Origin of the sequence: Bifidobacterium aemilianum (assembly GCF_003315635.1) — a bacterium.
Classification (GTDB): Bacteria; Actinomycetota; Actinomycetes; order Actinomycetales; family Bifidobacteriaceae; genus Bifidobacterium; species Bifidobacterium aemilianum.
The window spans coordinates 285,293-310,795 of the sequence record NZ_PDCG01000002.1 but is presented as its reverse complement, the minus strand read 5'-3'; the positions used below and the strand labels follow the sequence as shown (position 1 = coordinate 310,795).

Below are 25,503 nucleotides of genomic sequence, written 5' to 3'. Positions count from 1 at the left end.
ATCTATCTGTGGGCTTGCTCTGTCTGAGCAGGGTCTGCCGAGCCTGCCGGATTGGCAAGCCTTACGGGCCAGATTACGCTCCAGCATATGGGACAAGGACCATGGGTGACTTGACACAAGCCTAGTATTGTCAACCATCTATCCACCGCACGGAAGGGAAGTGACATGGTTCAGATGACCTGGAAAATGATTCTGACCAAGCTGGTCGCAGGCGACCACCTGAGTGCGGAGGAGTCCCGATGGTTCGTTGACGACCTCATGCAGGGCAATGCGGACCCGGCCAGTGTCGGCGCTGTTCTGGCCACTCAGCAGCAGCTGGGACTGACAGCAGCCGAGATCGGGGGTGCCGCCCAGGCCATGGTGGCCCACGCCGTCCCTCTGGATATGCAGGGGGAGGTGACCGATATTGTCGGCACCGGCGGCGATGGTGCATCCACCGTCAACCTCTCCACGATGGGTTCCGTGGTGGCTGCGGCGGCAGGGGTGCGTATTGCCAAGCATGGCAACCGGGCCGCCTCCTCCCAATGCGGGGCCGCGGATGTGCTGGAGGAACTCGGCCTTCCCCTGGACCTGGCCCCAGAGGCCGTGGCCCAGGTGGGGAACCAGGTCGGCATCACTTTCGCCTTCGCCAAGACCTTCCATCCGTTCATGCGTTTCGTGGGGCCCGTCAGGTCGGCTTTGGGTGTTCCATGCGTCTTCAACGTTCTGGGCCCCCTAACCAACCCGGCCCGACCCCAGCATGTGGCCATCGGCTGCGCGGACAGCCGTCTGAGCCCTCTCATGGCCCAGGTCTACGCCAAACGTGGCCAGGACGGCATGGTCTTCACCTCCCATGAGGGCTTGGATGAGATGGCACCCACCGGCCCGGTCTCGATTTGGGAGATTGCCGATGGGCAGGTCAGGGAGTTGACCTTCGACCCGGTTGAGGACTTGGGACTGGACCGGGTTGATCTGGAAGACCTCCGTGGCGGGAAGCCTCCCGTCAATGCGGCCATCTTCCGGGAGTTCCTGGCCGGCAAGCCCGTGCCCTGCCGGTCCACGGCCCTCTTGAATGCCGCCTCGGCCGTGGTGGCTGACGGCCATCTGCTGGACCCAGGCAGCCTTGAGGACAGATTCAGGCAGGCATACGGCATGTCCCAGGAAGCCGTCGACTCAGGATGCGCGGCCAGTCTCCTGGACAGCTGGATCTCATTGGCCCAGTCCCTGGCTTAGGGTAGGCAAGACCGAGGGTTTCCTCTGGCACTTGCTGGCCGTATCATCAATGGTGACATGGCCAGCAAGCTGTATCCGTGCCCTATGAGGCTCAGGCTCACCCGGGTTTTCAGACGCGTGCGCCGTCGTCGCAATAGTCATCCTTGGTTTCGGAGAATCCCTTGTGCACCAAGAGCAGCCCTCCACCGCCCAGCAGTGCGAACAGGCCGAATACGGTGCCCAGTAGGGGGGTGAGATTGGGCAGGAGGACCGAAGCGATCAATCCTGCGATGCCCAGGAGGAAGAGTATCCAGAAGACCAATCTGGAGCCACCAAAGTGCCCCAGGGATATGTTTGGTGGTACGAAGTCATCACCATAGGTATCCATCACGTCATCGGTGTCCAACCAGCTGGTCCCCGTGAAATCACGCGGCCCGACGCCCTGCTGGTTCTTGCCGCGTTTGGACCGGGAACCACCAGTGAAGGCCTTGGGGTCCAGATCATCAACCGAGAGCAGGGCCTTTTTCTTCTGACGCTTAATATGCCTCTCGAAACGACGGGCATGCTTGGAATCGGCGATGTCCTGCAGGTCGTCGGCATGCTCCTGCTCGAAGCTTGCCCAAAGATCATCCTCTCCACTCCCGGCGGCGCCAGCAGCCTCTGGTGTCGGGGTTCCGGCCACCTGCTCCGGCTCGTCCTTGGGGTCCGGTTGGTCAGCCTTGCTATTGTTGAGGTCAGTCATAGACACTACTCTAATCAACAGCGCGGCCAAGTGCCGCCGGAACTCGTCAGAAGGAAGGGGAGGGTCGGTGCTCTACTGGTTTTTCGTCAAGGCCCTGGGCGGGGTCGCACGCATGCGTATGAACCCCCATGCACAGGGGCTGGAGAACATTCCACGGACCGGTGGGGCCATCATCGCCGCCAACCATCTGGCCGTGATCGACGATGCCCTCCTGCCCTTGACATGCCCCCGGATGATTCACTTCATGGGCAAGGCAGAGTATTTTGAGGGTAAGGACATCAAGGGCAAGTTCAAGAAGTGGTGGTTCAGTTCGGTCGGCGTATTCCCGGTCGACCGGTCCGGCGGGTCCAAATCCCTGGGGGCCCTGGCCCACGCCAAGGAGATTCTTGAGGCGGGCCATCTCTTCGGCATCCATGTGGAGGGCACGCGCAGTCCTGATGGCCGGCTCTACCGGGGGCATGCAGGTGCGGCCAAGCTGGCCCTGGAGACCGGCTGCCCGCTGATTCCAACAGCCATCATCGGCAGTCGTGAGATACAGAAGCCTGGGCAGGTCATTCCCGGCAAGGGATCGACCACCGTCATCTATGGCAAGCCCATTGCGGTGGAGCGCAAGCCAGCCGATGCCATCGGCCACGAGGATCTGCGGACCTTGACCGACCGCCTGGTGGGCGAGATCGGCAAGATGAGTGGTCAGGAATACGTGGATGAGTACGCCCAGACGGTCAAGGCCCGGCTCCAAGTGGAGCAGGAGGCCCGGTAAGCTGGGCTGGCGCCAGCTGCGGGTCTGTCCTACGTAGCCTGGCACCCCAGAGGGCAGTAAGGCGGCAATGAAGCCGTCGCCCTACCCGGCGGCGCTTTGCCCCTCAGACCACGGTGAGGGTGATGACGGTTTTCTTGCCTTGGTCGTCGCGGACCCGAACCTGTTGGCCCGGTGCCGGATCCTGGAAACGCACCACATGCGTGAAATCAAGCAGGGGAGCTGAAACCTTCACCTGCAGACCCAGGGCCTCCAAGATCTTTTGCGCCTCATTGGCATCCTTGCCCCGCACATCCGGCAGGGTGACGGTCTCGGGGCCCTTTGAGACGACCACCTTCACCTCGTCACCCCAGTGGAGCTGGGCACCCTTGTCGACCGAGGCGGAGATGACTGAACCGGCGGGCACGGTATCGCTGAACTCCTCGCTGTAGGAGGGCCTGAGCTTGGCATCGTCGAAGGCGGTCTGGGCCTGGTCCTTGTCGCGGCCCAGCACGTCAGGCATGGAGACGGGCATGGGACCCTTGGAGAGCACCAGGTGTACGGTCTGGTTATGGTTGACGGTGCTACCAGGCTGTGGGTCGATGCTGACCAGGGCGCCGGCGGGCAGGGTCTCGCTGTACTGGTCCTTGTCGTCTTGGTGGTCGATCCTGCTGAAGCCGGCACGCTTGAGGGCGGCGATGGGGTCCTTTCCCGCCACTGAGGCTGAATTGTCGATATCCTTGGGGACGGTGGCCTGTTCGATACCCCGGGAGATGACCACCTTCACCGGCTGCTCATGCCGCTTGGAGACCCTGGAGCCCACGGCATCAGGGTCGGTGGAGATGACCTTGCCCTTGGCCACGTTGTCACTGTAGTCCTTGGAGATCCGGTAGGGGATGCCGGCAACCTTCAGGGTGCTCTCGTAGGAGTCCCAGGACACATCGCTGATGGTGCAGACGCCCTGGTCGGGGCAGGTCAGGTCGCTGGGTTTGGGCATGGTCCAGTAGCTGCCGGGGCCCATGAAGTACCACCAGCCGCTGCCGCCACCCAGTGAGGCAAGTATGAGGAATGCGACCAGGCCGATGATCAGGCCCTTATGGCTCTTATGACCCCGCACTTCCCTGGCCTGCCCAGTGGTTGGGTCCACGGACTGGCCTGTGATGGAATCTTCCGTTGCCGGACTGATAATGAGGTCTGCGGTGCCGCCCTCACTCATAGTTGCAGTGGCGATGGTTTGGGTCTGGGCGAAGCGCTGGGGACGATATGCGGAGGACCTGCCGGCGCGGGCGGTCTGTCCCTGGGCCTGATTGGGGGCTTGATTCGCGCCTGCCAGGTCCTGTGTGGGCTGGTCTGCTGGCGGCAGGACGGAAGTCTGCCAGGCCGCTTGATTGGTCGGTCCGTCCTGTTTGACCGGACCATCGGACTGTCCGGCATACTGATCTTCCCAAGCCTGAGCAGGCTGGCCACTGTCGCCAGTCGCCTGTACGGCAACCGGTAGGGTCGAATCTGAACCTGTATTTGCTTCAGGGTCGCTGTGACTGGGCTTGCCTTCCTCTGGGGCAGGTGAGGCGGCGGAAGGCAGTGGGCGATTGGCTTCCTCATGGCTGATGCCGACTGCGGCATCGTCAGCACCGTGATTGGGAGTGGTGCCGCTGGCAGGGCTGGCTGCTGGGACGGCTGTTGTCTCTTGTCCAGCATTTTTTCCAGCTGACGCGGCCAGGATACCCGCCTTAAGTCCGGTCTCCTGGCCGCCTGCGGCCGCCAGCTTGGGGCCCCGCCGGTAGAGCCAGGAATCAATGGCCAGGGTTGAGGTCAGTTTGCGCAGCATGGCCGAAGCCTGACCGGCATCATCGGGCCGGTCTTCCACCTTGCGGGCGCACAGCTGCCCTATGAACTCAGCCACGGCCGGGTCCAGCTCTGGGCACAGGGTCAGGAGCGAGGGCACATCCTCATGCACATGTTTGAAGACCAGGGTCACAGGGTTGTCCGACTGGAAGGGCACCTGGCCGGTCAGCATCTCCCAGGCCATGATGCCTACGGAATACAGGTCGCCCTGGGGTGTGGCCAGGTTGTCGGCGATCATCTCGGGGGCCAGGTAGGCGGCCGTTCCCAGCAGCATGCCGGTGGAGGAGAGGGTGGCCTGGGAGACGGCCTTGGCCAGGCCGAAGTCGGTGATCTGCACGTGGCCACGGTCGTTGAGCAGGATGTTCTCGGGCTTGATGTCCCGGTGGACCAGGCCGGCCCGGTGGGCGGCGGCCAGCCCATCAAGAGTCTGGGAGACGATGCGCAGGGTCTCACGCACGGTGAAGGTGACCTGCTGGTTCATCTCGTGGCGGAGGTTGACCCCATGCACATATTCCATGACCAGGTAGTCCAGGCCTTGGAACTCGCCGGTGTCGTAGACCTGCACGATATGGGCGTTGGCGATGGAGGCGGCGGATCGGGCCTCCCGTTGGAAGCGTTGAACGAACTGCTCCCGATGGGGCCCTTGGGCCAGCTGCGTATGCATGACCTTGATGGCGACCCTGCGATCAAGCCTGTTATCCCGCGCCTCATAGACCGTAGCCATACCGCCGTCCGCGATCTTACGAACGATGTCGTAGCGCCCGTCGATCGTCTGCCCCAGGGGATTCTCCACAGCTTCAGTCATGGTTGTCTATGCGGTTCCTTGTATTCGTGCAATTCCAACCATTAGTGTACATGCCAGCCCCTATGCGCCAGGGCGCCCCACCCCCATTCCCACAGGGTATGTACACAAGTGGGTGGGCCGGATTCACTCTTCCATGCTCTGCCTGTGCCGGTGGCGGGGAGCAGACAACTGCGTCGATGGGAAATGGAACTGTTTCCCTCGGCCGCAGTTGCTTGTGCCTGCGTCAGGCAATGTCATGAGGAATCGTGTGCTGCTCGCACTCGCCAGTTCGTGACAGTCGTGTGGCCGGGGCCATTGGGCATCTGGTTCGAATTGGGCGATTAACGCTGTTCCCTTGGTCTTTCAGGTTTCAACGGTGGGGACGAAATGGGCGCACATGGCGATCAGTTTGTCCTGACTTTCGCCCTTCCATGGCAGTGTGCTGATTGCTAACCGGCTCTGCTCCCATGCGTTCTCGATGCGGCTATGGGCCCGGTCTATGGCTCCGCTGCGCTGGTAGAGCTTGGTGACCCATTCGACGTCCTGTCTGGAGCGGGAGGCTTTGGAGAAGACGCTGACCAACCGAGCTTGGTCTTGGGTGGTGGTTGATGGGGATTGCAGGGTGTCGGCCAGCAACACGGTGCGTTTGCCCTCGCGGATGTCGCCGCCCAGGGGCTTGCCGCTGGATTGTGAACCGGGGATGACATCCAGGAGGTCGTCGGCCAGTTGGAAGGCTATGCCAAGGGGCAGGCCGATGGTCCGTGACTGGCTGTGGGCGGTTTTGGGGTCTGTGCCTGCTGCCAGCAGGGCCAGTTCTATGGGGGCGATGGTCGTGTAGGAGGCGGTCTTCCACTCGTAGACGCTGAGGGCCTGGTCGGCCAGGACCTGTGGGTCGTCAAGGTTGGTCAGCTCGGTGGCCATGTCCAGCATCTGGCCGATGGCGACGCTCTTTTGCATGGCCAGCAAACAGCCGAGGATGGCTTGGGGGTTGCCCAGGGATTGCGCGGCCTGCTGGGCTATGGACAGGCTGGCTGTGGCCAGGAGGTCACCCAGCATCAGGGCCAGGCTCCGACCCAGGTCGGCCGTGCCGGTCAGCTGGCCCAAGGCCTGATGGGCACTGGGCTTGGACCGGCGCAGGTCGGCGTCGTCCATGATGTCGTCATGGATCAGGGCCGAGGTCTGGTAGATCTCCACGGCGCAGGCCAGGTCGGCCATGGCGGATTCATCAGCTGCCACAGGAGCTTCCACCGGCCGCCTGTCCGACTGTTCACGCCTGGCCAGTCTGAAGCTGGTGAGGGCCAGCTGCGCCCGCAGGTGCTTGCCTCCCTGGTTGGAGGTCTGACCCTGCTCCAAGGCCGACCTCAGGAGCGGCAGGCAGGCAGGGGCGATCAGCTGATCGCTGTCAAGCTCCAGTGCCTCATCCAACAGCCGGCGCATCCGCTCATCCAAGGAATTGCCTCTCAGGTCCATGCTCATGACACGAGGTTATCCACAAGGTTACGACAAGGGACACGCGACCTGACCGATTTCTCCAAGCCTTCGACCACAAGGGTTGTTTTTCCTCCGCTGGCGGCCGTATATCGGGCAACCTTGAACGAGAGGTAAAACAGGGATTGGCAACCCCTGATGCCCCAGACAGTCTGACCAACCGGTGGCTGACGGCCAGCCGGGCCAGCGCAAGGATGATAGGAGACCCATGGTGAGCACGAAGACAGCTAGCAGTACGACAACACGACGAAAGGGCCAGAATGGGGGAGCCGCCGGCCAGAGTCCTGGTGGGCCTCGGTGTGCTCAACAGCCGGAGGATTCAAGTCGTCAGTGGGCCAGTGGGCAGTCAATGTTCGAAGGTGAGGGGCCGACAGATAACCATCTGGGGAAATCGGCTGCCGCCATTGCACCTCTGGTCGGCCAACTGCGTAGGGACCGCAAGGAACTGGGCATTGGGGAGGCCGTCAGGTTATGGATGGATGGCCCCTTCGACAGATGGTTGCGATGTTTGGTGGAAGACGAGGAATTCAGGCAGGAACCACTCAGGGACTCCGACGGCAGCTTGGCTAGGGATGGCTATTCGCAGGATGACACGCTTGCACCCATCATCTACCCTTATATGCCTCCCGATGAGGACATCAACCTGCTGGCTGTGGGGGCCTCGGAAATGCTTTCCATCCGTGACGCTCTGATCATCTCTTTGGTGGCTGGCACCGGCCAGGAGGACGATAAGCAGGTCATGATGAACCTGGCCTGCCACCCCCATGATCCGGCCACGGTGGATACCCTCTACCACCTACTTCAACAGGCCTTCACCAAGGATGAACCCCCGGCTGATAGGGGCCGCTGCCGTAGGGGACTGTTCATTCTCGATGAGATGTCCTGGAGGCTGGAGAGCCCGGCCCGGGCGCAGATACTGGCCGTGGTGGCCTACTGCTGCTGGTGGATGGGCTATAAGGAGGTGCACCAATACTCCCGGGAGGCCATAGAGATGGATCCCAACTGCACCCTGGCGGCCATCGTCTGCTCCGCCTTGGACCATCACATCTGGCCGGCTTGGATACACTAGGGTCCTGCGGCTCTTGAGGCCGTCCGTGCCGGGAAGGCGACTGCTGGCGGTCTGGCGGGCATGAGTAAGGGGTTGGCGCCTGCGGTGCTGACAGGGATTTATCACAGCTGGGAATAATAGTCCTTGCGAGATGGTTTACTCCAATAGTTGATAATTTGCCCTTGCTAGAAGTTTGCCCTTATGGTATGCGTTCGCTGGCGAGGAACCTCAGGAGGATAAGCTTGGCCAAGAAGGAACAGACAGCTCAACCAGCAGCAGCTGATCAGACCGCCGAGACCAAGGGTGGATCTGCATCGGCAGCCAAGAAAGCCAAGAGGACCAAGACATCGGCCCCTAAGGCTGCGGCTGGCAAGAAAACTGCCCGGTCAGGCCCCGCCAAGAAGAAGGAGGCGGGCAAGACCTCCAAGACCAAGACCGCCCGCAGCAAGGCTCCTGTGGCTAAGGAGGAGAAGGACAGCCAGGTTCTCGACGACGAGGAGGACGTGGACCTTGACGATGCCGAACTGGAGGATGTTGACGTCGATCTGGAAGATGCGGATTCCGCCGATGAGTCTCATGATGATGACTCGGATATCTCCGACCATTCAGACGACGTGGACGACGGCGATGAGGACGAGGCCAAGCCCGAGGAGCCTGAGATCAAGGCCAAGGGTGCCTTCGTGGTTCGCGATGACGACGACGATGAGAACCTGGCCCCTTCGGGCAACCCCAAGCGTCGTGTGGTCACCTCCGGTGCGACCGCCGACCCGGTCAAGGATTATCTCAAACAGATCGGCAGGGTCAGCCTACTGAACGCCGAGCAGGAAGTTGACCTCTCCGAACGTATCGAGGCCGGCCTCTACGCCCAGCATCTGCTGGACACCGAGTCCGAGGGTATGGACTTCAAGCGCAAGAGGGAGCTCAAGTGGGCCTCCAATGACGGCAAGAAGGCCAAGGACCATCTACTGGAGGCCAACCTCCGTCTGGTCGTTTCCCTAGCCAAGCGCTACACCGGCCGTGGCATGCTCTTCCTGGACCTCATCCAGGAAGGCAACCTGGGTCTGATTCGCGCCGTCGAGAAGTTCGATTGGAAGAAGGGCTTCAAGTTCTCCACCTACGCCACCTGGTGGATTCGCCAGGCCATCACCCGTGCCATGGCCGACCAGGCCCGTACCATTCGTGTGCCCGTACATATGGTCGAGGTCATCAACAAGCTTTCCCGAGTCCAGCGGCAGATGCTCCAGGACCTGGGCCGCGAGCCCACGCCCGACGAGCTGGCCCGCGAACTCGACATGCCGGTCGAGAAGGTTCAGGAGGTCCAGAAGTATGGCCGTGAACCCATCTCCCTGCACACTCCCCTGGGCGAGGACGGTGACTCGGAGTTCGGTGATCTGATTGAAGACACCGACGCCATCGCCCCCTCCGACGCTGTGGCCTTCTCTCTCCTGCAGGACCAGTTCCAGCAGGTCCTGGAGACCCTCAGCCCCCGTGAGGCCGGTGTCATCAAAATGCGCTATGGCCTGGAGGATGGCCAGCCCAAGACCCTGGACGACATTGGCCGGGTCTACGGAGTGACCCGAGAGCGTATTCGCCAGATCGAATCCAAGACCATGTCCAAGCTTCGCCACCCCTCACGCTCGCAGACCTTGCGTGACTTCCTGGACCAGTGACGAGATAGGGCCAGAAGCCAGGCAGCTGGAGGGTTAGCGGACCCCGCTGTCGCTGTCTTGCAATATGGCGGCTGGGGTGTAAGCTGCTGAGACTTGCCTGATTCGCCAGGGGCGCCAGGGGTGCCTACCAAGGAATGAGGCATACCGACCTAAAGGAGAGAAGTGGCTGAGGAGTACAGCGCCAAAGACTTATCGGTGCTTGAAGGGCTTGATGCGGTCCGCAAACGCCCCGGCATGTATATCGGCACCACCGATAGCCAGGGGCTTATGCACTGTCTCTGGGAGATCATCGACAACTCCGTCGATGAGGCCCTGGCTGGGGCCTGCGACAACATCGTCGTCACCCTCCATACCGATGGGTCCCTCGAAGTGGCGGACAATGGCCGCGGCATCCCTGTCGATGTCGAGTCCAAGACCGGCCTGACTGGTGTGGAGGTGGTGCTGACCAAGCTCCATGCCGGAGCCAAGTTCGGCAACGCCTCATACAATGCCGCCGGTGGCCTCCATGGTGTGGGTTCGTCGGTGGTCAACGCCCTGAGCTCCCGCCTGGATGTGGAGGTGGACCGCAACGGCAAGACTTACCACATGGCCTTCCACCAGGGCCATGCTGGCGTATACAAGGATGCGGACCCGGACCATCCATCTCCCGACTCGCCCTTCAAGCAAACCCGCAAGAACAAGCCCACTGAGCTGGAGGTGGTCGGCAAGGTCCCTGCCAAGACCACCGGCACGCGCATCCGCTACTGGGCCGACCCCGAGATCTTCAACCAGACCGCCATGTTCAGCTATGAACAGCTCATAGACCGGGTGCGGCAGACCAGCTTCCTGGTTCCCGGCCTCAAGATAACCGTCATCGACGAGTCCATACCAGAAACCGGTGACGCCGCCATCGACGACCTCATCGAGACGGATGCAGCCGGTGAAGGCCGCGAGCAGGTGGCAGCGGCTTCTGAAGCCTCCGATACCGAGGTCTTTGCGCAAGCTTCTGCGGACCTGCTGGCAGTGGAGTCTGTGGGTGCTGACAGCGATGCGGATGCTGACAACCCATCCGAAGCCTTGGGCCTGTTTGCAGGCGCCGTTGCTGGTGACAGTGCCGGCGAGAGGGGCGAAGAGTCTCAAGGAGAGGACTCTGGGGATTCCGACAGTGACTCGGACTCCGCCCGGGATTTGGACGCCATCGCAGGCCTGACCCTTGAGGCCGGCCGGCCCCCCGCCCACCGTCGGGTGGAGGAGTTCCTCCATCGTGGAGGTGTCAAGGACTTCGTTGACTTCCTCTCCTCAGGAGAGCCTGTATCCGACATCTGGCACATCTCCGGCCAGGACACTTATACGGAGGAGACCCAGGCGGTCGACTCCAATGGTAACCTCCACGCCCAGAAGATTGTGCGCACCTGCGGCGTTGACATAGCCCTGCGCTGGGTCAATGGCTACGATTCGGTCATCCGCTCCTTCGTGAATGTGGTGGAGACCCCCGGTGGTGGCATGCACGTTGACGGGTTCATGCAGGCCTTGACCAAGCAGATTCGCAAGGTTGTGGAGGCCAACGCGCGCAAGTACAAGGTCAATCTCAAGGACGCCAAGACCCGCATCGAGCGTGACGACATCATGTCCGGCCTGGTGGCAGTGGTCACCGTGCGGATTGCCGAGCCCCAGTTCCAGGGCCAGACCAAGGACGTGCTGGGTACGGCCCCGGTGCGGCCCATCGTCTCCAAAATGACCGACAAGCAGTTCGGTGAGATGATCTCCGGTTCCAAGCGTGGCTACAAGGAGCAGTCCGGCAGGGTGCTGGACAAGATCACCTCAGAGATGCACGCTCGTATCCAAGCCCGTAAGACCAAAGAGGTCACCAGGCGCAAGAATGCCTTGGAGTCCGCCTCCATGCCACCCAAGCTTTCCGATTGCCAACCCGGCAATGACGATGTGGCCGAACTCTTCATCGTGGAGGGTGATTCGGCATTGGGCACGGCCAAGGCCGCCCGAAACGCCGGCTTCCAGGCCCTTCTGCCCATTCGAGGCAAGATTCTCAATGTGCAGAAGGCCTCCCTGGCCCAGATTCTGGCCAACAAGGAGTGCGCGGCCATCATCCAGGTGATCGGCGCCGGCTCCTCGGCCAGCTTCGACATTGACCAGGCCCGCTACAACAAGGTCATCATGATGACCGATGCGGATGTGGACGGGGCCCATATCCGCATTCTCCTGCTGACCCTCTTCTACCGCTACATGCGGCCCCTGATCGAGAACGGCAGGGTCTACGCGGCTGTGCCTCCCCTCCACCGAATCTCCCTGGCCGGCAAGCACAAGGGGGAGTACATCTACACCTATTCGGATGATGAGCTGGCCGGCAAACTGGATGACCTCAAGCGCCAGGGGATTGATTTCAACCCTGACATTCAGCGCTACAAAGGCCTGGGTGAGATGGATGCCGACCAGCTGGCCGACACCACCATGGACCCCCGAACCCGTATGCTTCGACGAATCCGCATGGAGCATGCCGAGCACGCCAGTCAGGTCTTCGACCTGCTCATGGGCGATGACGTGCCGCCTCGCAAGCAGTTCATCGTCGACAACGCCGATGATTTCGACCGCTCCAAGATCGACACCTGATCTACAGCCTGCCCCTCCCATGGGGGATGGTCAAGCCAGCTTCCGCTGGAAGCTGGCTTTTGTTATTTCCCGTGCCTTGCTGAGCTGTGCCTTGCCGTGGCCTGTGGTGATAGCTATTGCAAGGCCGTTTCAACTCAGTGGCGAGTGACAAGTGCCGCTGGAACAGGGGTGGTGGTCGGCTGCGGAGCTAGAGGAGTAACTCCAACCGAGCGAACTAGGCGTGGTCATCTTGCTGTTGGCGGCAGGTCTGGCCCAGGCCGCGTGAAAGGGCCAGGGGGTCCAGCAGCCGGTCCAGCTCTTCGCCAGACAGGTCCGTGTCCTCGCCTGCCACCTGTCGTACTGTCTTTCCCTCAGTTGTGGCCTTCTGGGCAATCGCCACGGCCTTCTCATAGCCGATTGATGCGTTGAGGGCGGCGGAGACCGAGGCCGAAGAGTTGGCATGGGTCAGGCCCTGGTCGGTGTTGATGGTGATGCCCTCCACACATTTGGTGCGGAACATGGTCATGGCCGAGGCCAGTATGGTCATGCCCTTGAGCAGCTCGTGAATCATGACCGGCTCGAAGGCGTTGAGCTGCAGCTGGCCCTCCGAGGCCGCCCAGGTGACGGTGGTGTCCATGCCGAAGATCCGGAAGCAACATTGGTCCACGGCCTCGGGAATGACGGGGTTGACCTTGCCGGGCATGATGGAGGAACCAGCCTGCCGGGCTGGCACGTCCAGCTCGTTGAAACCGGTGCGGGGTCCTGAGTTCAGCAGTCGCAGGTCATCGGCGGCTTTCTTCAGGTGCATGGCCAGGGTCTTCAAGCTCCCAGATACAGCCAGGAAAGCGGCGGTGTCTGTAACGGCAGCAATGGGGTCAGGGGCGGCTTGTATGGGAAGTCCGGTGATTCGTGCCAGATGCTTGGTGGCTAGCTGTCGGAAGCGCAGGTCGGCGCAGATACCGGTGCCGATGGCGGTGGCTCCTAGGTTGAGCACGCATAGTTGGCCCTCCAGCTCCCGCCAGGCTTGCAGGTCGGTGTTGAGCATGCTGGCAAAGGCGTGGAATTCCTGGCCGAAGGTCATGGGAACAGCGTCCTGAAGCTGGGTGCGCCCTATCGTCACATCCTTGCTGTGCCGGTCTGCCAGGTCGTGGAAGGCTTGGGCCAAGAGACCGCAGCTGGCGGACAGGTCCTGGGCATGCCAGGCCAGGGCCAGCTTGCAGGCGGCCGGGTAGACATCGTTGGTGGACTGGGACTTGTTGACATGGTCGTTGGGGTGGATGACCTCGTACTGGCCTCGCTCGTGGCCTCCCAGTTCCAAGGCCCGGTTGGCGATAACCTCGTTCATGTTCATGTTGGCCGAGGTGCCCGCGCCACCCTGGAGAACGTCGATGGGGAACTGGTCGGACAACCGCCCCTCCTGGACCTCCCTGCAGGCGGAGATAATCAATGATGCCTTGTTCGGCTCCAGGAGTCCCAGCTCCTCATTGGCGGCGGCGCAGGCTTCCTTGACGGCTGCCAGGGCATGAATCAGCTGTGGGTGGTCGGCGTCATGGACCCCTGAAATGCTGAAGTTCTCCATGGCCCTCAAGGTGTGGATGCCCCAGTAGACATCACGGGGGACCGACATATGGCCGAGGCAATCGTGCTCCATACGGCATTTCTGGCCTTGGCCAGTCCCTGTATCGGAAAAGTGAACAGTGGACTGGGAACCTTCGCTGTGATTCATGACTTGACCGTCTTTCATCGGAATGCTGCCATATTCATCATCGCGATTATATAGGCCTGGCTGAAATTTGTCAGTCGAACGGGCGCATAGTCTTGGTTCACCGCCCTTCTTCGGTGTTTCGCCGAACAGGCTGATATAGGTCATGCCAAGACGTATGGGCCATTGGGATGCAGGAGGCACGGACCGACATCCCAATGTCGGCATAGCCGACAGGAGACTGCAAATGTGCCCTGGGGGCTGCTACTTACGGCGGTCGGCCTGCCCTGTGGATGGACCGTCCAGGAAGATCTCCGGGTTCCTGTGGCTGGTCTTGATGGCCAGGAACCAGGGGAAGGCCAGTAGGACCAGGCCTATGGAGCACATGGTCAGCAGCGGTATGGGCTGGTGGCCATCAAGAACGAAGGAGGAGAAGAGGGGGCCCAGAATGTAGCCTGTGGAGCCGGCCGTGTTGAGCAGACCGAACATCCTCCCGCTGAAGCGCGGCCCCGCCAATTCCGCCGCTACGACTGGCTGGGAGATGCCAAGCATGACTTCGCCGAAGCAGAAGATGAGGCCGCCCAGGCAGGCTGTGGCCAAGGCCATGGCGGGGGAATCGAACCGAAGTCCCAGCACAATGACCGTCCAGCCCAGGGCCCAGAAGATTGGCACGGTCCTCAGCATCAGTACATGGTTGCCGTCCTTGAGCCGGGGCAGGAGTATTACGTTGATGATCACCAGGCCGAAGGTATTGACCGTGTCCACCAGGGACAGTGACCAGGAGGGGATATGCGGGTCGGAGATCAGGGTGGTGACCATGCCCGAATCGAACTGGGCGTAGCCGAAGATGTCCATGAAGAGTGTGCCCACGGTCAGCAGGATCATGGTGGTCAAGACTTGCCGGTCAATGCCCGCGATTCCCTTCCGCTTCTGGCCGTCCGCCTCCTGGAACCCAGACTGTGCCGGGACTTCGATGGGGGTCACAGGCTTGCTGGCCTTCAGGCCGGTAAGCCCGTAGTGACGCTGTACGATCAGCAGGGCTAGGGCCACAATGGCATAGCCGATGGCGCGGCCAGCGAACCCCAGACGGAAGTAGAAGTCTGATCCGCCGACCACCAGGAGTCCTCCCACCGCCGCCCCCAGACCGATGCCCAGGTTCACCTCGGCCTGGTTGATGCCGTAGACGATCTTATGCTGTTCCTCGGTGGAGACCTGGGTGAGAATGGAGGTCCAGGCTGTGTACATGGACATGCCCATGCCAGAGACCAGGGCAGCGATCAGAGCCATGGTGAAGGTTTGGGCAAAGGCGAAGAGCAGCGGTCCGACAACCGAGAGGACCAGGGTCAGGTGCAAGGCCAGCCAGGGCGATTTCTTGTCCGACAGCCAGCCTACCAGCGGGTGGCAGATCAAGGAGCCCACGGAGCTGACAGTGACGGTCAAATTGGCCTCGGAGATGGAGGCTCCCAGAGAATGTGTGGTGAAGAGCAATTCGATGGGCATGACCAGACCGATGCCGAAGCTGCAGATCAGATCAATGATGAGCATGGCCCTCAGAAAAGCCGGCAGCCCCATGAATTCACGCAACCATCGCATATGTCCGGTCCTTTCCCGCCCCAGGTCCGGTCAGCTCCCGCATTGGGCCAGAGGACAGGAATGAGGGACAAACTCACTTTTCAATATCACCACCAGCGATGGACTGGTGCTCTTGGGTTCGTTTGAAGCCCGCGGCTACTGGTGGGTTAGCTCTGCCAAGCATCGTTTTACAATCATATCCTTGGTCTCCAAGTCTAAACAGATGTGATATATGCCATACGACAGCGTATTGGTTATATTTGCTTATTCCTGTTTGTATTGTCATATTTCTCCGGCGGGAAACCAAGCTTTCAAAGTTGTTGGGAGATTGGTTTGGGGAGGGTCTCAACGGGCACGATTCCTTGAGTCGAGGGATATGGTCAATGGTGACGGTGGAGTTTCCACCTACCCGTCCAAGCCTGTTTGTCGGTCTAGCTCAAGTTACTGTTCCGGTCTTCCCTTGCTGAGCTTGAACACGAGAAAGCCCACTGTTTCAGCGTTTTTTCTGGTAAAACCATTTGATAGATTACTGGGCGTCTGAGTAAGCAACTGGTTGTACACGCGCAAACGAAGACATGTCCTTCAAGGCGAAGAGGGCGAGGTAAACGGCTCAGGTGCATGTGGGGGGGCTTGCTGAGGCAAGGGCCTGTTATGTGTTCCATCCCCGGCTGATAGGAATCCTGGTCTGGTTCCAGATACTGCGGACTTGGCAAGGTTGAACGTATGTTGTGATACAAGAGGTAAGGAAAATGAGAGTGGTGGGGAAGGCAGACGCGGCCAGTTGCGGCCCATATTTGGAGCGCTGTGTCTGATAGTGATAATTGCCTTGTGCGGTGCTCTGCTTCCAGTACGTGCGATTGAGTCTGCTGGCGAGTAGGCAGAGACGGATGTGATCCCGATCCCAAGCTTCTTCAAGATGCTGGCCTACAACAACCGCATATAGACAATGCAAGATGAGATTCGCCTGGGCCTTGTGCTTCGCGTGGCATATTGGGCGGTGGATCCCTATTGTAAGGATCTTGTCACGGTCGGGGAGAATACAGCCTCCAACCGGGACCTGGTCAATGCCTGCGGCAGATTGACCTTCATCCACTCCTTCTGTGGTGGCCATGAAGGGGCCAAACTGTGGAAGCGGGTTCAATGCATGCAGACTATGGCGGGCTTGGATTCCACGCCGGTTCAGACCGCCCAGGCGGTAACCGGTTGGGTCATGAAGCAGAGTTTATTATACGCCATCATGGCTTGATTAAATCAGGTGATTATGATTATCTGACGATTTCGTTCTAAGCCAACATTCCCGTTGTCTATTTGCAGGTGCAACACCGGTCTTGGTTTGGTGCTAATAGGTGGTCGATCTCCTCCTATCAGGCCTGGGCGGGTGCCATCCAGTCCAGGACTTTCAAGGGGTGTTGTTGATCTCGGCGACGAGCGATTGTAGCTCGCCGTCCGTCAGGCCGTCCAGGCTGGTGCCTTTGGGCAGGTGGCGGCGCATGCGGCCGTTGCGGTTCTCGTTGGACCCGCGCTGCCAGGAGGAGTAGGGGGTGGCGAACCCGGTGTCCCTGCCCAGCGAGTCGGCCAGCTCATAGTGTCGGGCCAACTCGGCGCCGTTGTCGTGCCGTGACGCTCAGACGGGCCGCGGTCGCAAGGGCGTGAAAACGGCAAGCTGGGCGGCTATGGTGTTGGCCGCGCTCTTGCCGACCACCTTGCGTGCGACCAGGAACCGGGTCTTCCTTTCCACCACGGTGTGCAGGTTGCAACGGCCCGAGCCGATCACCGAGTCGGCCTCCCAGTGGCCGAACTCGGAGCGCGTGTCCACGCCGGCGGGCCGGCTGCCGATGGGCCTTCGCCGTTCGATCCAGGAGCCCTTGGCCCGCCGCCCCTTGGCCCTTCGCCGTCGCTGGTGGGCGCGTGCCAAGTACTGGACCCACCTCCCGCGCCCTCCCCGTCGACGTGGATCCACCAGTAGATGCTTTCGGCACATACCCCCATGGTCCTGTCCTCCGGGTGGGAGCGGGCCAGCCAGCCCGATATGGCCGCCAACGACCAGCCGCCATCAGGCCCCGGGCCATCTGCGCCCACAGCCGGTAGCAGGCCAGGCGATAGGGCTTTCGTGCCATGGCCCTGGGTTGCTCGGCCTTGCTCTGGGCCTCGCCGGACACGTAGTAGCGGCCCGTCCACCGCCCGGTCCTCAACCGTGTGGGCCGGTAGGGCCGCCAGGCCCCGCTGTGGTTGGAGGGGTGAACCAGGTATTGCGCCTGATCTCGCGGCTGACCGTGCTGGCCGGACGGCCCAGTCGACGGCCTATCGCGCGGAAGGACAGCCCGCAGGCCACACCGGCCATGATCTCATGACGCTCGTGTGCCGATAGGTGCGAATATGATGGGTTCACGGTGCGACACTTTCTTCCGACTGGTTTTTCAAGACGAATCACCATTGCATGAAGAGGCGTTGCACTTGCAATTAGACGACGGGGCTACAGGGTCGAATCTATCTATATGATAGGTTTAATCCTGACGATAGCCATTGGTACAAGGGTCAGGTCGGGCGTGACCTGGTCACCTCGATAACCTGTACTCCCTATGTGGTCAATAACCAGCGGCTGGTCGTCCAAGGGGTACGGCAGGCAAGCCCGCATTAGATTCCTGAGACGGAACAAGCTCCTGTCGATGCTCTGCTGATGGCCGGTATGGTGGTCATGGGAGTGCTGATGACCGGTATGGTCATTCCCTGGGCCAGTAGCAGCCACAGGTCCGCACCGCCTATACGCCACGCTCGCAGCTAGGGGCTGGCGGCAGAGGGGTTCCGTGATGGCACAGCAGTCCTTCGGGCCGGTTGCGGGTACGCTTGTGGTCAGGTATTCCGATAGTGTGGCTAGGGATACGTTAGATACTTGCTGAGAATAAGAAAAGAGCAATGGTCAAGCGAGTCGTTTGGTTTCATGTGAGTGAATGATCATGTTCCCACATTGACAAGTTCCTTTGATCTGAAGCATCGCGTGGCACAGTTGCTCATGTCTGTCACGTCTACCTGGCCTTGATCAGTCTGGGGTTTACCGATGCCCTGCTGGGTTCTGTCTGGTTTCCCTGAGCCATGATTTCGCTGGACCGGTCACCTGGGCAGCCGCATCTCCACGGTCGTATCCGCCTGCACCATCGCCTCGGCCCTCGTGTCCGATAGCATTGCGCTGAGGTTCGCTACCGGCAAGGTCACCGCCTGCTCCTTGTGTCTGACGGCCGTTGCGCCGGCTGCTTGCTCGCTGGTGTCCAACTACTGTGTCCTTCTGGCGTTGCCTTACCATACGGCTTGGGTGCCGGGCGGATCGATGCCGCTCTGAACAGCTATGGGGCTGTGCTTTGTGAGAGCGGGCACATGAGTTGTCTGCACCGCATGTGAGGAATCGGCGCATCTGTTGAGTCCTTCATTGCGGGCTTCACTCTTTCGTGCGGTTAGGGCTTGGAATGGGGCTGCTGCTGCATAGCCATTCCGTAGGTGCTGCTGATGGCCATCCTCCTGCTCCTACGGGCGGGCAGGGGGAAGTCTTCATGGAGGCCATGCATGAGCTCCTCCGTGCCAAGTTCTGTGGAATCCGCGGAGGTCTCTAGACTGCCTTGGTCGGTCGCGGGCTCCTGGATTACTTCTATCTGCCTATCTGTTGTTCGCTGTGGTGCCGGGTTTTCCTGGTTTACCCCTACCTTGTGTTCATGTCGGCTTCAATGTCTGGGGTCCGTGTATTGCATGGTCGACTCCTCCAATTTATTGACACAACATGCAGCATTTGTCAAAAATGAGGTACGGGCATACGCTGTGACCAATATGCTGATTCTGTGGATTCCGCCTGGATTCCACACACGTTCCAGGACGTTGTAGACGAAAAGGCTGAGATAGGGGTAGTTTTCATGCCGTATCGTTCTACAGCCAAATTTGGCTCGCATATGACTTTCTGCGGGGGGATGAGGGGTAAACTCCTTGCTCTCCTGACTCTGATTGCATTCTTGCTCGGATCCTTTGCGCTGATACCAGGGGCGAATGCTGATCCATCGAGTAGTCCAGCTGTGGTTGACCACAAGCCAAAACTGTTCAAGATGCTGGCATACAACAACCGTATCTCCACCGAGGATGATGAAATAAGAATGGATTTCGTTCTCCGTGTGGCTCACGGTGATGTGGACCCCACCTGTAGAGGGCAGGTTCCCGTCGGAGGAACCCCAGCTGCCGGCTCCCGTGCGATTAACAATGCATGTGGCAATCTGGGTTTCCTGTACTCATACTATGGGGGTCATGATGGCACCAAGCAATGGGGGCGGATCAACTACATCAGAACCATGGCCGACGATGGTGGCAAACAGGCTGATTCAGTCGACGCCGTTAGCAAGTGGGCCTCCAATTGGAATCAGTTCTATACCATTCACAGCCTGATGAACTCAGGTGAATATGACTATATGACCATCTCCATAGAGGCTGATATCAACTATCCTGACAACAATAGCGGCCTCTTCAACAAATTCGACAAAGGGGTAGCCCCCATAAGCTCCAGCAATCTGGGTGGCACCGAATTCCCTCAATGGCTCTATGCATTCGTCGGGCAGGATGCCGGTTATTGGGGGTGGGTACCCAACCAACGGCCTGGCGCCACCTATGGCAACGGAAATATCTACACCAATGACACCAGCCAGTTCACCGACAGTTCCATAGTCAGCCTGTCGGACCAAATTCCTGCTCAACTCTATGAGTATTCTTTATCCGATCCGAAAGCTAGCAACACAGGCAAACACAACGGCCCTATAGCCTTCATCGGCTGGGACAACCTACCGCTGCTATGGAGCAAAGGACAGGCCAATTGGGGCCTGGTGACCGATTACGGGTTTAAGTACACCTTCGACTATGCGGATGGTAAGGGTTCCAAGGAGTTCAATATGGGAGAGGGTGTGGCCCCGCCCCGGTCCTTCTTCGTCTATTGGAACAATCCAGCCTACAAAGCCACATATAGGGATGCCAAGGGACTTGCCAAGCCTTATCCGTGTTCCAAGACTACTTCCTTCTACTACCAGTGGGTGGGCTTAAAGGATGGCAATGACTGGGTTCCGGTCAGTGCCTTGACGCCGACGGTGCAAAGGGTTGACGGACAGGTTCCGAATACGCATTACTGGCCGCCAGCAATCATCGGTGGCGCCGGTGATATAGCCGCCTTCAACGCGCCGAGCAATGGTGCCCACACCAGCAACACCCTTATGTCGACCGGAGAGGCCCAAAAGGCGGATGGTTCCATCGACTTCAAGACCGCCAAAGCCAAGGACGGTCTGGATGGCTATTTCAAGCTGGTAACCTGGCCAATCACGACGAATGCTGACGGCAGCGTAGATGGATGCGCGACCGGCGACTGGGGCGTGGCCACCAATCCTGCTGCAGGTATCACCGATGGCATGGCCCAGCCTGAGGTCCAGAAGAGGATCGGCGAAGGATGGACCGTAGATACCGCTTATTATAAGTACACAGTGCCTCTTCCGGAGAACCCGACCATAGACGCCATACCGGTGAATGGCTTTTCATCCACCTTGACTCCCGCTATCAGTGGTACAGGTACGGCGAGCGCCGGTGGCAAGAAGTACCGGGTCGACCTCTTCCGTGAGGATCCCGGCAAGCCGATCAATGCGAGTGAACCTGATGATTATGATACGGAGGGAGTCTTCATAGGTTCAGTGCAGACCGATGCCAGCGGACACTGGTCGATCAAAGACGGCAACGCAGACGGCAAAAACACTGATGGCAGTAAGGCACGTTACCACGCACGGCTGGTGGAGCTCAACGACGGCTATGAGCTTGCTTCGGGCTTCTCCAACATAGCTGACCTCTTCTTCAATAGCACAGCGGATCCGGCCCCAAGCATCACCCAGGTTTTGGTGCCGCACACCGTTGACGGGAGTCTGCCGGGCGGTGCGGTCGTCAAGGTTTCAGGAACGGCTTCTCCCAGGTATGAGCATTCGGTGCTCAAGCTCTACGTCCAGTCCAAGGCTGATAAGTCAGCCCAACCCAGGCAGGTCTACAGTGAGACCATACCGACCGGCGGACACACAGTCTCGTGGTCCACTGATCTGGCTACGGCCACATTCCCGCAGTCGTGGGCAGATCTGACGTATGTCTTTACGGCCACGCTGACAAGTTCGACGGACCTGGTCTCGGATTCAGGAGAGAAGACAGACGTGGTGGATGTGACCCCTCCTGATCCTGGGGTGACGCTGGCCAACTGGACCGGTGTTCATGGGACTGCCCTCAACGGGCAGGTAGGTTCCGCAAGTGCCCCTCAGGAGGCCGCCAGAATGAAAGTGTCCTGGCCGGACAGGAGCAGCACCGGTTACGAGGTCGGAAATGTTTCGGGATCCGATGGCAGCTGGCAGGTTTCCCTGCCGGCAGCCATGAAGTCCGGCGACATCGGTGTCTGGGCCAAGGATTCTCAGGGCAACGAGTCAGCCAAAGTCGAGTACAAACTCAACAGCATACCGCCGGTCAAGGCTCTGCCCTTCACTGGTAGGCAGATTTGGTCTCTGTTGGGCGGAACGGCCAGCTTGATTGCAGCCCTGGTCCTTGTGGCCATATTGCTGGCCCGTCATAAGCGGAGCGGGCTGAAACTCTGACCATCGATATCAGATTATGCGGTTCGTTGGTTTCTTCCTTCTGTCCCATCCGGGGTAGTCCGTTGGGCTTTGCGCGCCCACTTACCACTTACGGCACTGGGTCCGAACAAACACAAAATGCATAACAAAATAAGGAGTAGATATGAGAAAGTTATCACATACAAGGGGAGCTCTGGGTTTGGTTCTCAGTGCTGCCATGGTTCTGGGCCTGTCGCTGGCAGGGGCTGGTACGGCATCGGCTGCTGAGGAGCAGATTCCTGCAGCTGACCTTGAGGGGACCACCGGCACCCTGGCCATCAAAGGCAAGGGCAAGGCTATGAATGGGCATAAGTTCACGGCCGTTCGGATCGGCACCTATCTGAACGCTGCCCACGATGGCAGTGACCTAACCGCTGTGGCAGTTGGTACGGACTCTGCCATGGTTGCCCCGGCCGAGGCGGCTCTGACGACCGTGACCGGTGGTCCGGCGGCGACCGGATTTGCAGGTAATCCTGTAGGTGAAGTAGCCTCCAAGTGGCTGGGCTTCAACTCGACTGCGGCTGGTTCGGGTAATCAGGACACCACTTCAAACGCTGAGAAGCCCTCGGCTTGGGATGGCAAATTGCGTTCCTTTGTGACCGCCTTGGCTCAGCAGAGTGACTTCCAGAGTGCGATAGAGTCCGCTCCTGTGGCCCAGAAGGACCAGACTCCCGCCACTGTGGCTGCAGATGCCGATGCAGAGCTGACCTTCAACGGTCTCGCCCAGGGGCTCTACCTCGTTGAGGACACCACGGCCCCCGGTAATACAGACACTCAGTTTGACACCGCCTCCATCCCCATGATGCTCGGCACTCCTGTTGCTGCAACAGCCAGCCCCAGCTTCGCTGGTTACACCAAGTTCAAGGGTGAGACGGCTGCTGTGGAACTGGGTACGGTCATGCTGAAGAACAATGTGCCTAGCCTCTCCAAGAAGGTCGTTGTCGACCCTGCCAAGGGTTCCAGTGTCTCCATAGGCGACTATGTCCATTATCGGGTTACCGCCAGTGTTCCGCTAACCACCGGTTTCCCCATCTACAAGTACAGCATCACCGATAAGCCATCGGCCGGTCTGACGGTCATTGATCCCTCCGATGCCACTCATGGTGTCAGGGTCTATGTGGCTTCTGACGAGGCTGGCATCGCCAGTTCCACACCAGTAGCCGACAGCAAGTACGCGGCTAGCATGGATGCGAGCGACCATCATCTGGTTGTCGATCTTACATCTCATATCAAGGAATCTGACCCCTACGAATACGGCAAGACCATCTTCATTGACTATTGGATGCAGGTTAATGACGCAGCCACCTCTGGAACGGTCAGCAACGGCGTGTCTCTGGAGTACTCCAACGACCCCGCCAACCCTCCGACCAACAATGATGGAACCGGTGGCTCCACTGTGATCAACGACCCGGACACCAAGGATCTATCCAATGTCTACTTCTACAGCTTCAGCGTGCAGAAGAAGGCCAAGGCCGATGGTTCCTCCCTTTCTGGTGCGCAGTTCCAAATCAAGGACAAGAGCACTGGTACCTCGGTCCGTTTCATGAAGGTCGGGAACCCCGGAGGAGTCGTCATTCCCGGCTCATACAAGAAGGCCGCTGACCAGTCAGCTGCCAACACCAATGCGACCGATACTTTGGAGGTTTCGGACGGTTCCTACACCGATGCCGGCAAGCTCGACAAGGGCCTGTTGAAAATCGATGGTCTGGCCGACGGCACCTATACGGTGGCTGAAACCAAGGCGCCTGAAGGTTTTTCCGGGACCTTCAAGCCCTCCTTCGACGAGAAAATCGAGACTAGGGTGAATGCCGGCAAGGCGGATGCATCCAAGCCCCTCTTCTCCAACACAAACGACACCTGGGGCCTTGTTGCCGCTGTGTCCATGCCGGTCCCCGGTGTCGTTGCCGCTCCGACGGCTGCTCCGAATGCGGTCGATGTCCTCAATGTCAATTCCATCTCCCAACTACCTCTGACTGGTGGAGCCGGCATCTTCCTGGCCCTGCTTCTGGCCTTGCTTTTCCTGGCTGCAGGCATCTGCCTGGCTGTCGTCAAGCGTCACGGATCAGAGATTCAGGGATGACACAAGCCATGATGTGGAGATTCCTGCCGTGCTCTCCTCCAGCGAATGATCGCTGAGCTGGTTGCGGTCAGGGGCCCCCAGGTCATGTAATCCATCCTTGGGCCGACTTCCGTGGATACCCCCTCCACGGTGGCCGGCCCTTGTTATGTAAGAGGCCGGACGAATTAGTCGGGGTAGTGGCCAATGGGTCCCTCACCCCGGCTATCAGGAGATGACTATGGAAGAGCGATTGGTCAGGCAAGCCGAACGGTTCTCGGGCGATGCCGATCAGAGTCGATTGTCCCTTACTGATGCCGGACGGGTTGTATGTGCGCTGGATGATTTGGGTGCTGCTGCCTTCTCCGAGATTTTTATCGGTGTCGAGCTGGGCACACCACGCTCGCGTAGGCTTGTCAGGGATGAGATCCTTCAATGGGGCATTGTGCTGTGCCTCTTCCTGGCCTTGGCCTGCCTTCTCTGGATGCCGGTGGTCCAGTATGTCAGTTATCGGCAACAGTCCGCCCGTGCCCAGGCCACAGCCGAGGCGGTGAGCGCTTGGCCCAGTGCTCGGATATCCAGGCAACTTGAGGCAGCGCGTCGTTACAACCGTGATATTGCGGCATCCGGCCAGGAGACCCTGGGGGAGGCATCGGATCCCTTCTCGCCGGGGGACGGGTCGCCTACCCTTTCTCAGCGCGACAAGCGATATCAGCGTCTGTTGAATATCGGAGATGGTGTCATGGGTTCCATCTCTGTGCCAAAGATTTCCGTGAAGATGCCCATCTACCATGGCACCTCGGACCAGGCTCTGGCTTCGGGGGCTGGGCACCTATATGGTACCAGCCTGCCGATTGGTGGTTCCTCCACCAACAGTGTGCTGTCCGGTCATCGTGGACTTGCCGGTGCCTTGCTGTTTACCCGCTTGGATGAGCTCCAAGAGGGCGATATCTTCTACGTGAACACCCTGGACCACACCATGGGGTATAGGATCATTGGGATTCATGTCATTGACCCCGAGGACACACATCTGTACGCAGTGGTGCCGGGCAAGGACATGGTCACCCTGATGACCTGTACGCCTTATGGTGTCAACACACATCGCATGATCATAACGGGGACCCGGCAACCGATTCCTCATCCCATACCGGAACCGAGCGAAGCGCCTGGAGATGCTGTCCTCAAGGGGGCCAAGGTAGGCTTCCTTCTTCTGACGGTGGGCTTGCTGTTGGCGGGAATCGGACAGGAAGCACTGATACTGCCCCTTCACACGAGTGGTCTGATCCATGGTCGCCGGTCCCACATCTTGGTGGTGGCCCGTCGTCGCTTCCTGCCATAATCGAACATATGTTCGATTCTATGGGTGGTTTTTCGGCACCGATGGCGAGACTGGTTTCTCCATGCCTTCCCTGGACCTACTGAGGTATAGGAGGCGGCCT

Annotated in this window: 17 protein-coding genes; 9 read left to right on the top strand and 8 right to left on the bottom strand. The window is 59.8% G+C overall.

Annotated elements, in window-relative coordinates; translation table 11 throughout:
- The first annotated feature begins 165 nt into the window (after window positions 1–165).
- Window positions 166–1,212 carry an anthranilate phosphoribosyltransferase gene (trpD, locus tag CRD60_RS03435; protein ID WP_113859890.1) on the top strand — a complete coding sequence of 349 codons (1,047 nt, stop codon included), beginning with the start codon at window positions 166–168 and terminating at the stop codon, window positions 1,210–1,212.
- 109 nt (window positions 1,213–1,321) lie between these two features.
- Here trpD and CRD60_RS03430 read toward each other — a convergent pair whose 3' ends face one another.
- Window positions 1,322–1,933 carry a hypothetical protein gene (locus CRD60_RS03430; protein ID WP_113859889.1) on the bottom strand — a complete coding sequence of 204 codons (612 nt, stop codon included), beginning with the start codon at window positions 1,931–1,933 and terminating at the stop codon, window positions 1,322–1,324.
- Between the two features lie 67 nt (window positions 1,934–2,000).
- Here CRD60_RS03430 and CRD60_RS03425 point away from each other — a divergent pair, with 67 nt between their 5' ends.
- On the top strand, window positions 2,001–2,693 hold the full coding sequence (locus CRD60_RS03425) for a lysophospholipid acyltransferase family protein (RefSeq protein ID WP_113859888.1): 693 nt from the start codon (window positions 2,001–2,003) through the stop codon (window positions 2,691–2,693).
- A gap of 103 nt (window positions 2,694–2,796) precedes the next feature.
- On the opposite strand, the gene CRD60_RS09425 is transcribed toward CRD60_RS03425, so the two are convergent.
- Together CRD60_RS09425 and CRD60_RS03415 are read right to left on the bottom strand one after the other, a co-directional pair.
- The gene (locus CRD60_RS09425; RefSeq protein WP_113859887.1) at window positions 2,797–5,319 is read right to left on the bottom strand and encodes a Stk1 family PASTA domain-containing Ser/Thr kinase; all 2,523 of its coding nucleotides are present in this window, start codon (window positions 5,317–5,319) and stop codon (window positions 2,797–2,799) included.
- A gap of 342 nt (window positions 5,320–5,661) precedes the next feature.
- Complete coding sequence (locus CRD60_RS03415) at window positions 5,662–6,774, bottom strand: polyprenyl synthetase family protein (protein WP_113859886.1); 1,113 nt, start codon at window positions 6,772–6,774, stop codon at window positions 5,662–5,664.
- 361 nt (window positions 6,775–7,135) lie between these two features.
- Between CRD60_RS03415 and CRD60_RS03410 the strand changes: the two genes are divergently transcribed.
- From CRD60_RS03410 to CRD60_RS03400, 3 genes are all read left to right on the top strand, one after another.
- Window positions 7,136–7,855 carry a hypothetical protein gene (locus tag CRD60_RS03410; protein ID WP_113859885.1) on the top strand — a complete coding sequence of 240 codons (720 nt, stop codon included), beginning with the start codon at window positions 7,136–7,138 and terminating at the stop codon, window positions 7,853–7,855.
- A 221-nt stretch (window positions 7,856–8,076) separates the two neighbouring features.
- Window positions 8,077–9,504, top strand: a complete 1,428-nt coding sequence (locus CRD60_RS03405; protein WP_236630803.1) for an RNA polymerase sigma factor — start codon at window positions 8,077–8,079, stop codon at window positions 9,502–9,504.
- 162 nt (window positions 9,505–9,666) lie between these two features.
- On the top strand, window positions 9,667–12,108 hold the full coding sequence (locus CRD60_RS03400) for a DNA gyrase/topoisomerase IV subunit B (RefSeq protein WP_236630802.1): 2,442 nt from the start codon (window positions 9,667–9,669) through the stop codon (window positions 12,106–12,108).
- Window positions 12,109–12,322: 214 nt separating this feature from the next.
- Here the strand turns inward: CRD60_RS03400 and CRD60_RS03395 are convergent, their stop codons facing one another.
- On the bottom strand, window positions 12,323–13,738 hold the full coding sequence (locus tag CRD60_RS03395; RefSeq protein WP_236630801.1) for an aspartate ammonia-lyase: 1,416 nt from the start codon (window positions 13,736–13,738) through the stop codon (window positions 12,323–12,325).
- 315 nt (window positions 13,739–14,053) lie between these two features.
- Window positions 14,054–15,382 carry an MFS transporter gene (locus CRD60_RS03390; protein ID WP_113859882.1) on the bottom strand — a complete coding sequence of 443 codons (1,329 nt, stop codon included), beginning with the start codon at window positions 15,380–15,382 and terminating at the stop codon, window positions 14,054–14,056.
- Between the two features lie 961 nt (window positions 15,383–16,343).
- Here CRD60_RS03390 and CRD60_RS03385 point away from each other — a divergent pair.
- A complete protein-coding gene (locus tag CRD60_RS03385; protein ID WP_127975635.1) occupies window positions 16,344–16,607 on the top strand; it encodes a hypothetical protein in 264 nt (87 codons plus the stop codon).
- A 153-nt stretch (window positions 16,608–16,760) separates the two neighbouring features.
- On the opposite strand, the gene CRD60_RS03380 is transcribed toward CRD60_RS03385, so the two are convergent.
- The 3 genes from CRD60_RS03380 to CRD60_RS09420 all read right to left on the bottom strand — a co-directional run bounded on the left by CRD60_RS03380 (window position 16,761) and on the right by CRD60_RS09420 (window position 17,702).
- Window positions 16,761–16,958: an IS30 family transposase gene (locus CRD60_RS03380; protein ID WP_113859880.1), complete on the bottom strand. Its 198-nt coding sequence runs from the start codon at window positions 16,956–16,958 to the stop codon at window positions 16,761–16,763.
- A gap of 27 nt (window positions 16,959–16,985) precedes the next feature.
- On the bottom strand, window positions 16,986–17,276 hold the full coding sequence (locus CRD60_RS03375; RefSeq protein WP_113859879.1) for a hypothetical protein: 291 nt from the start codon (window positions 17,274–17,276) through the stop codon (window positions 16,986–16,988).
- Between the two features lie 273 nt (window positions 17,277–17,549).
- The gene (locus CRD60_RS09420) at window positions 17,550–17,702 is read right to left on the bottom strand and encodes a helix-turn-helix domain-containing protein (protein WP_161522178.1); all 153 of its coding nucleotides are present in this window, start codon (window positions 17,700–17,702) and stop codon (window positions 17,550–17,552) included.
- A 1,741-nt stretch (window positions 17,703–19,443) separates the two neighbouring features.
- On the opposite strand from CRD60_RS09420, the gene CRD60_RS03365 reads away from it, so the two are divergent.
- The 3 genes from CRD60_RS03365 to CRD60_RS03355 all read left to right on the top strand — a co-directional run bounded on the left by CRD60_RS03365 (window position 19,444) and on the right by CRD60_RS03355 (window position 25,403).
- On the top strand, window positions 19,444–21,990 hold the full coding sequence (locus tag CRD60_RS03365; protein WP_127975634.1) for a hypothetical protein: 2,547 nt from the start codon (window positions 19,444–19,446) through the stop codon (window positions 21,988–21,990).
- A 142-nt stretch (window positions 21,991–22,132) separates the two neighbouring features.
- A complete protein-coding gene (locus tag CRD60_RS03360) occupies window positions 22,133–24,088 on the top strand; it encodes an isopeptide-forming domain-containing fimbrial protein (protein WP_113859876.1) in 1,956 nt (651 codons plus the stop codon).
- Window positions 24,089–24,305: 217 nt separating this feature from the next.
- On the top strand, window positions 24,306–25,403 hold the full coding sequence (locus CRD60_RS03355; RefSeq protein WP_127975633.1) for a class C sortase: 1,098 nt from the start codon (window positions 24,306–24,308) through the stop codon (window positions 25,401–25,403).
- Window positions 25,404–25,503 lie beyond the last annotated feature (100 nt).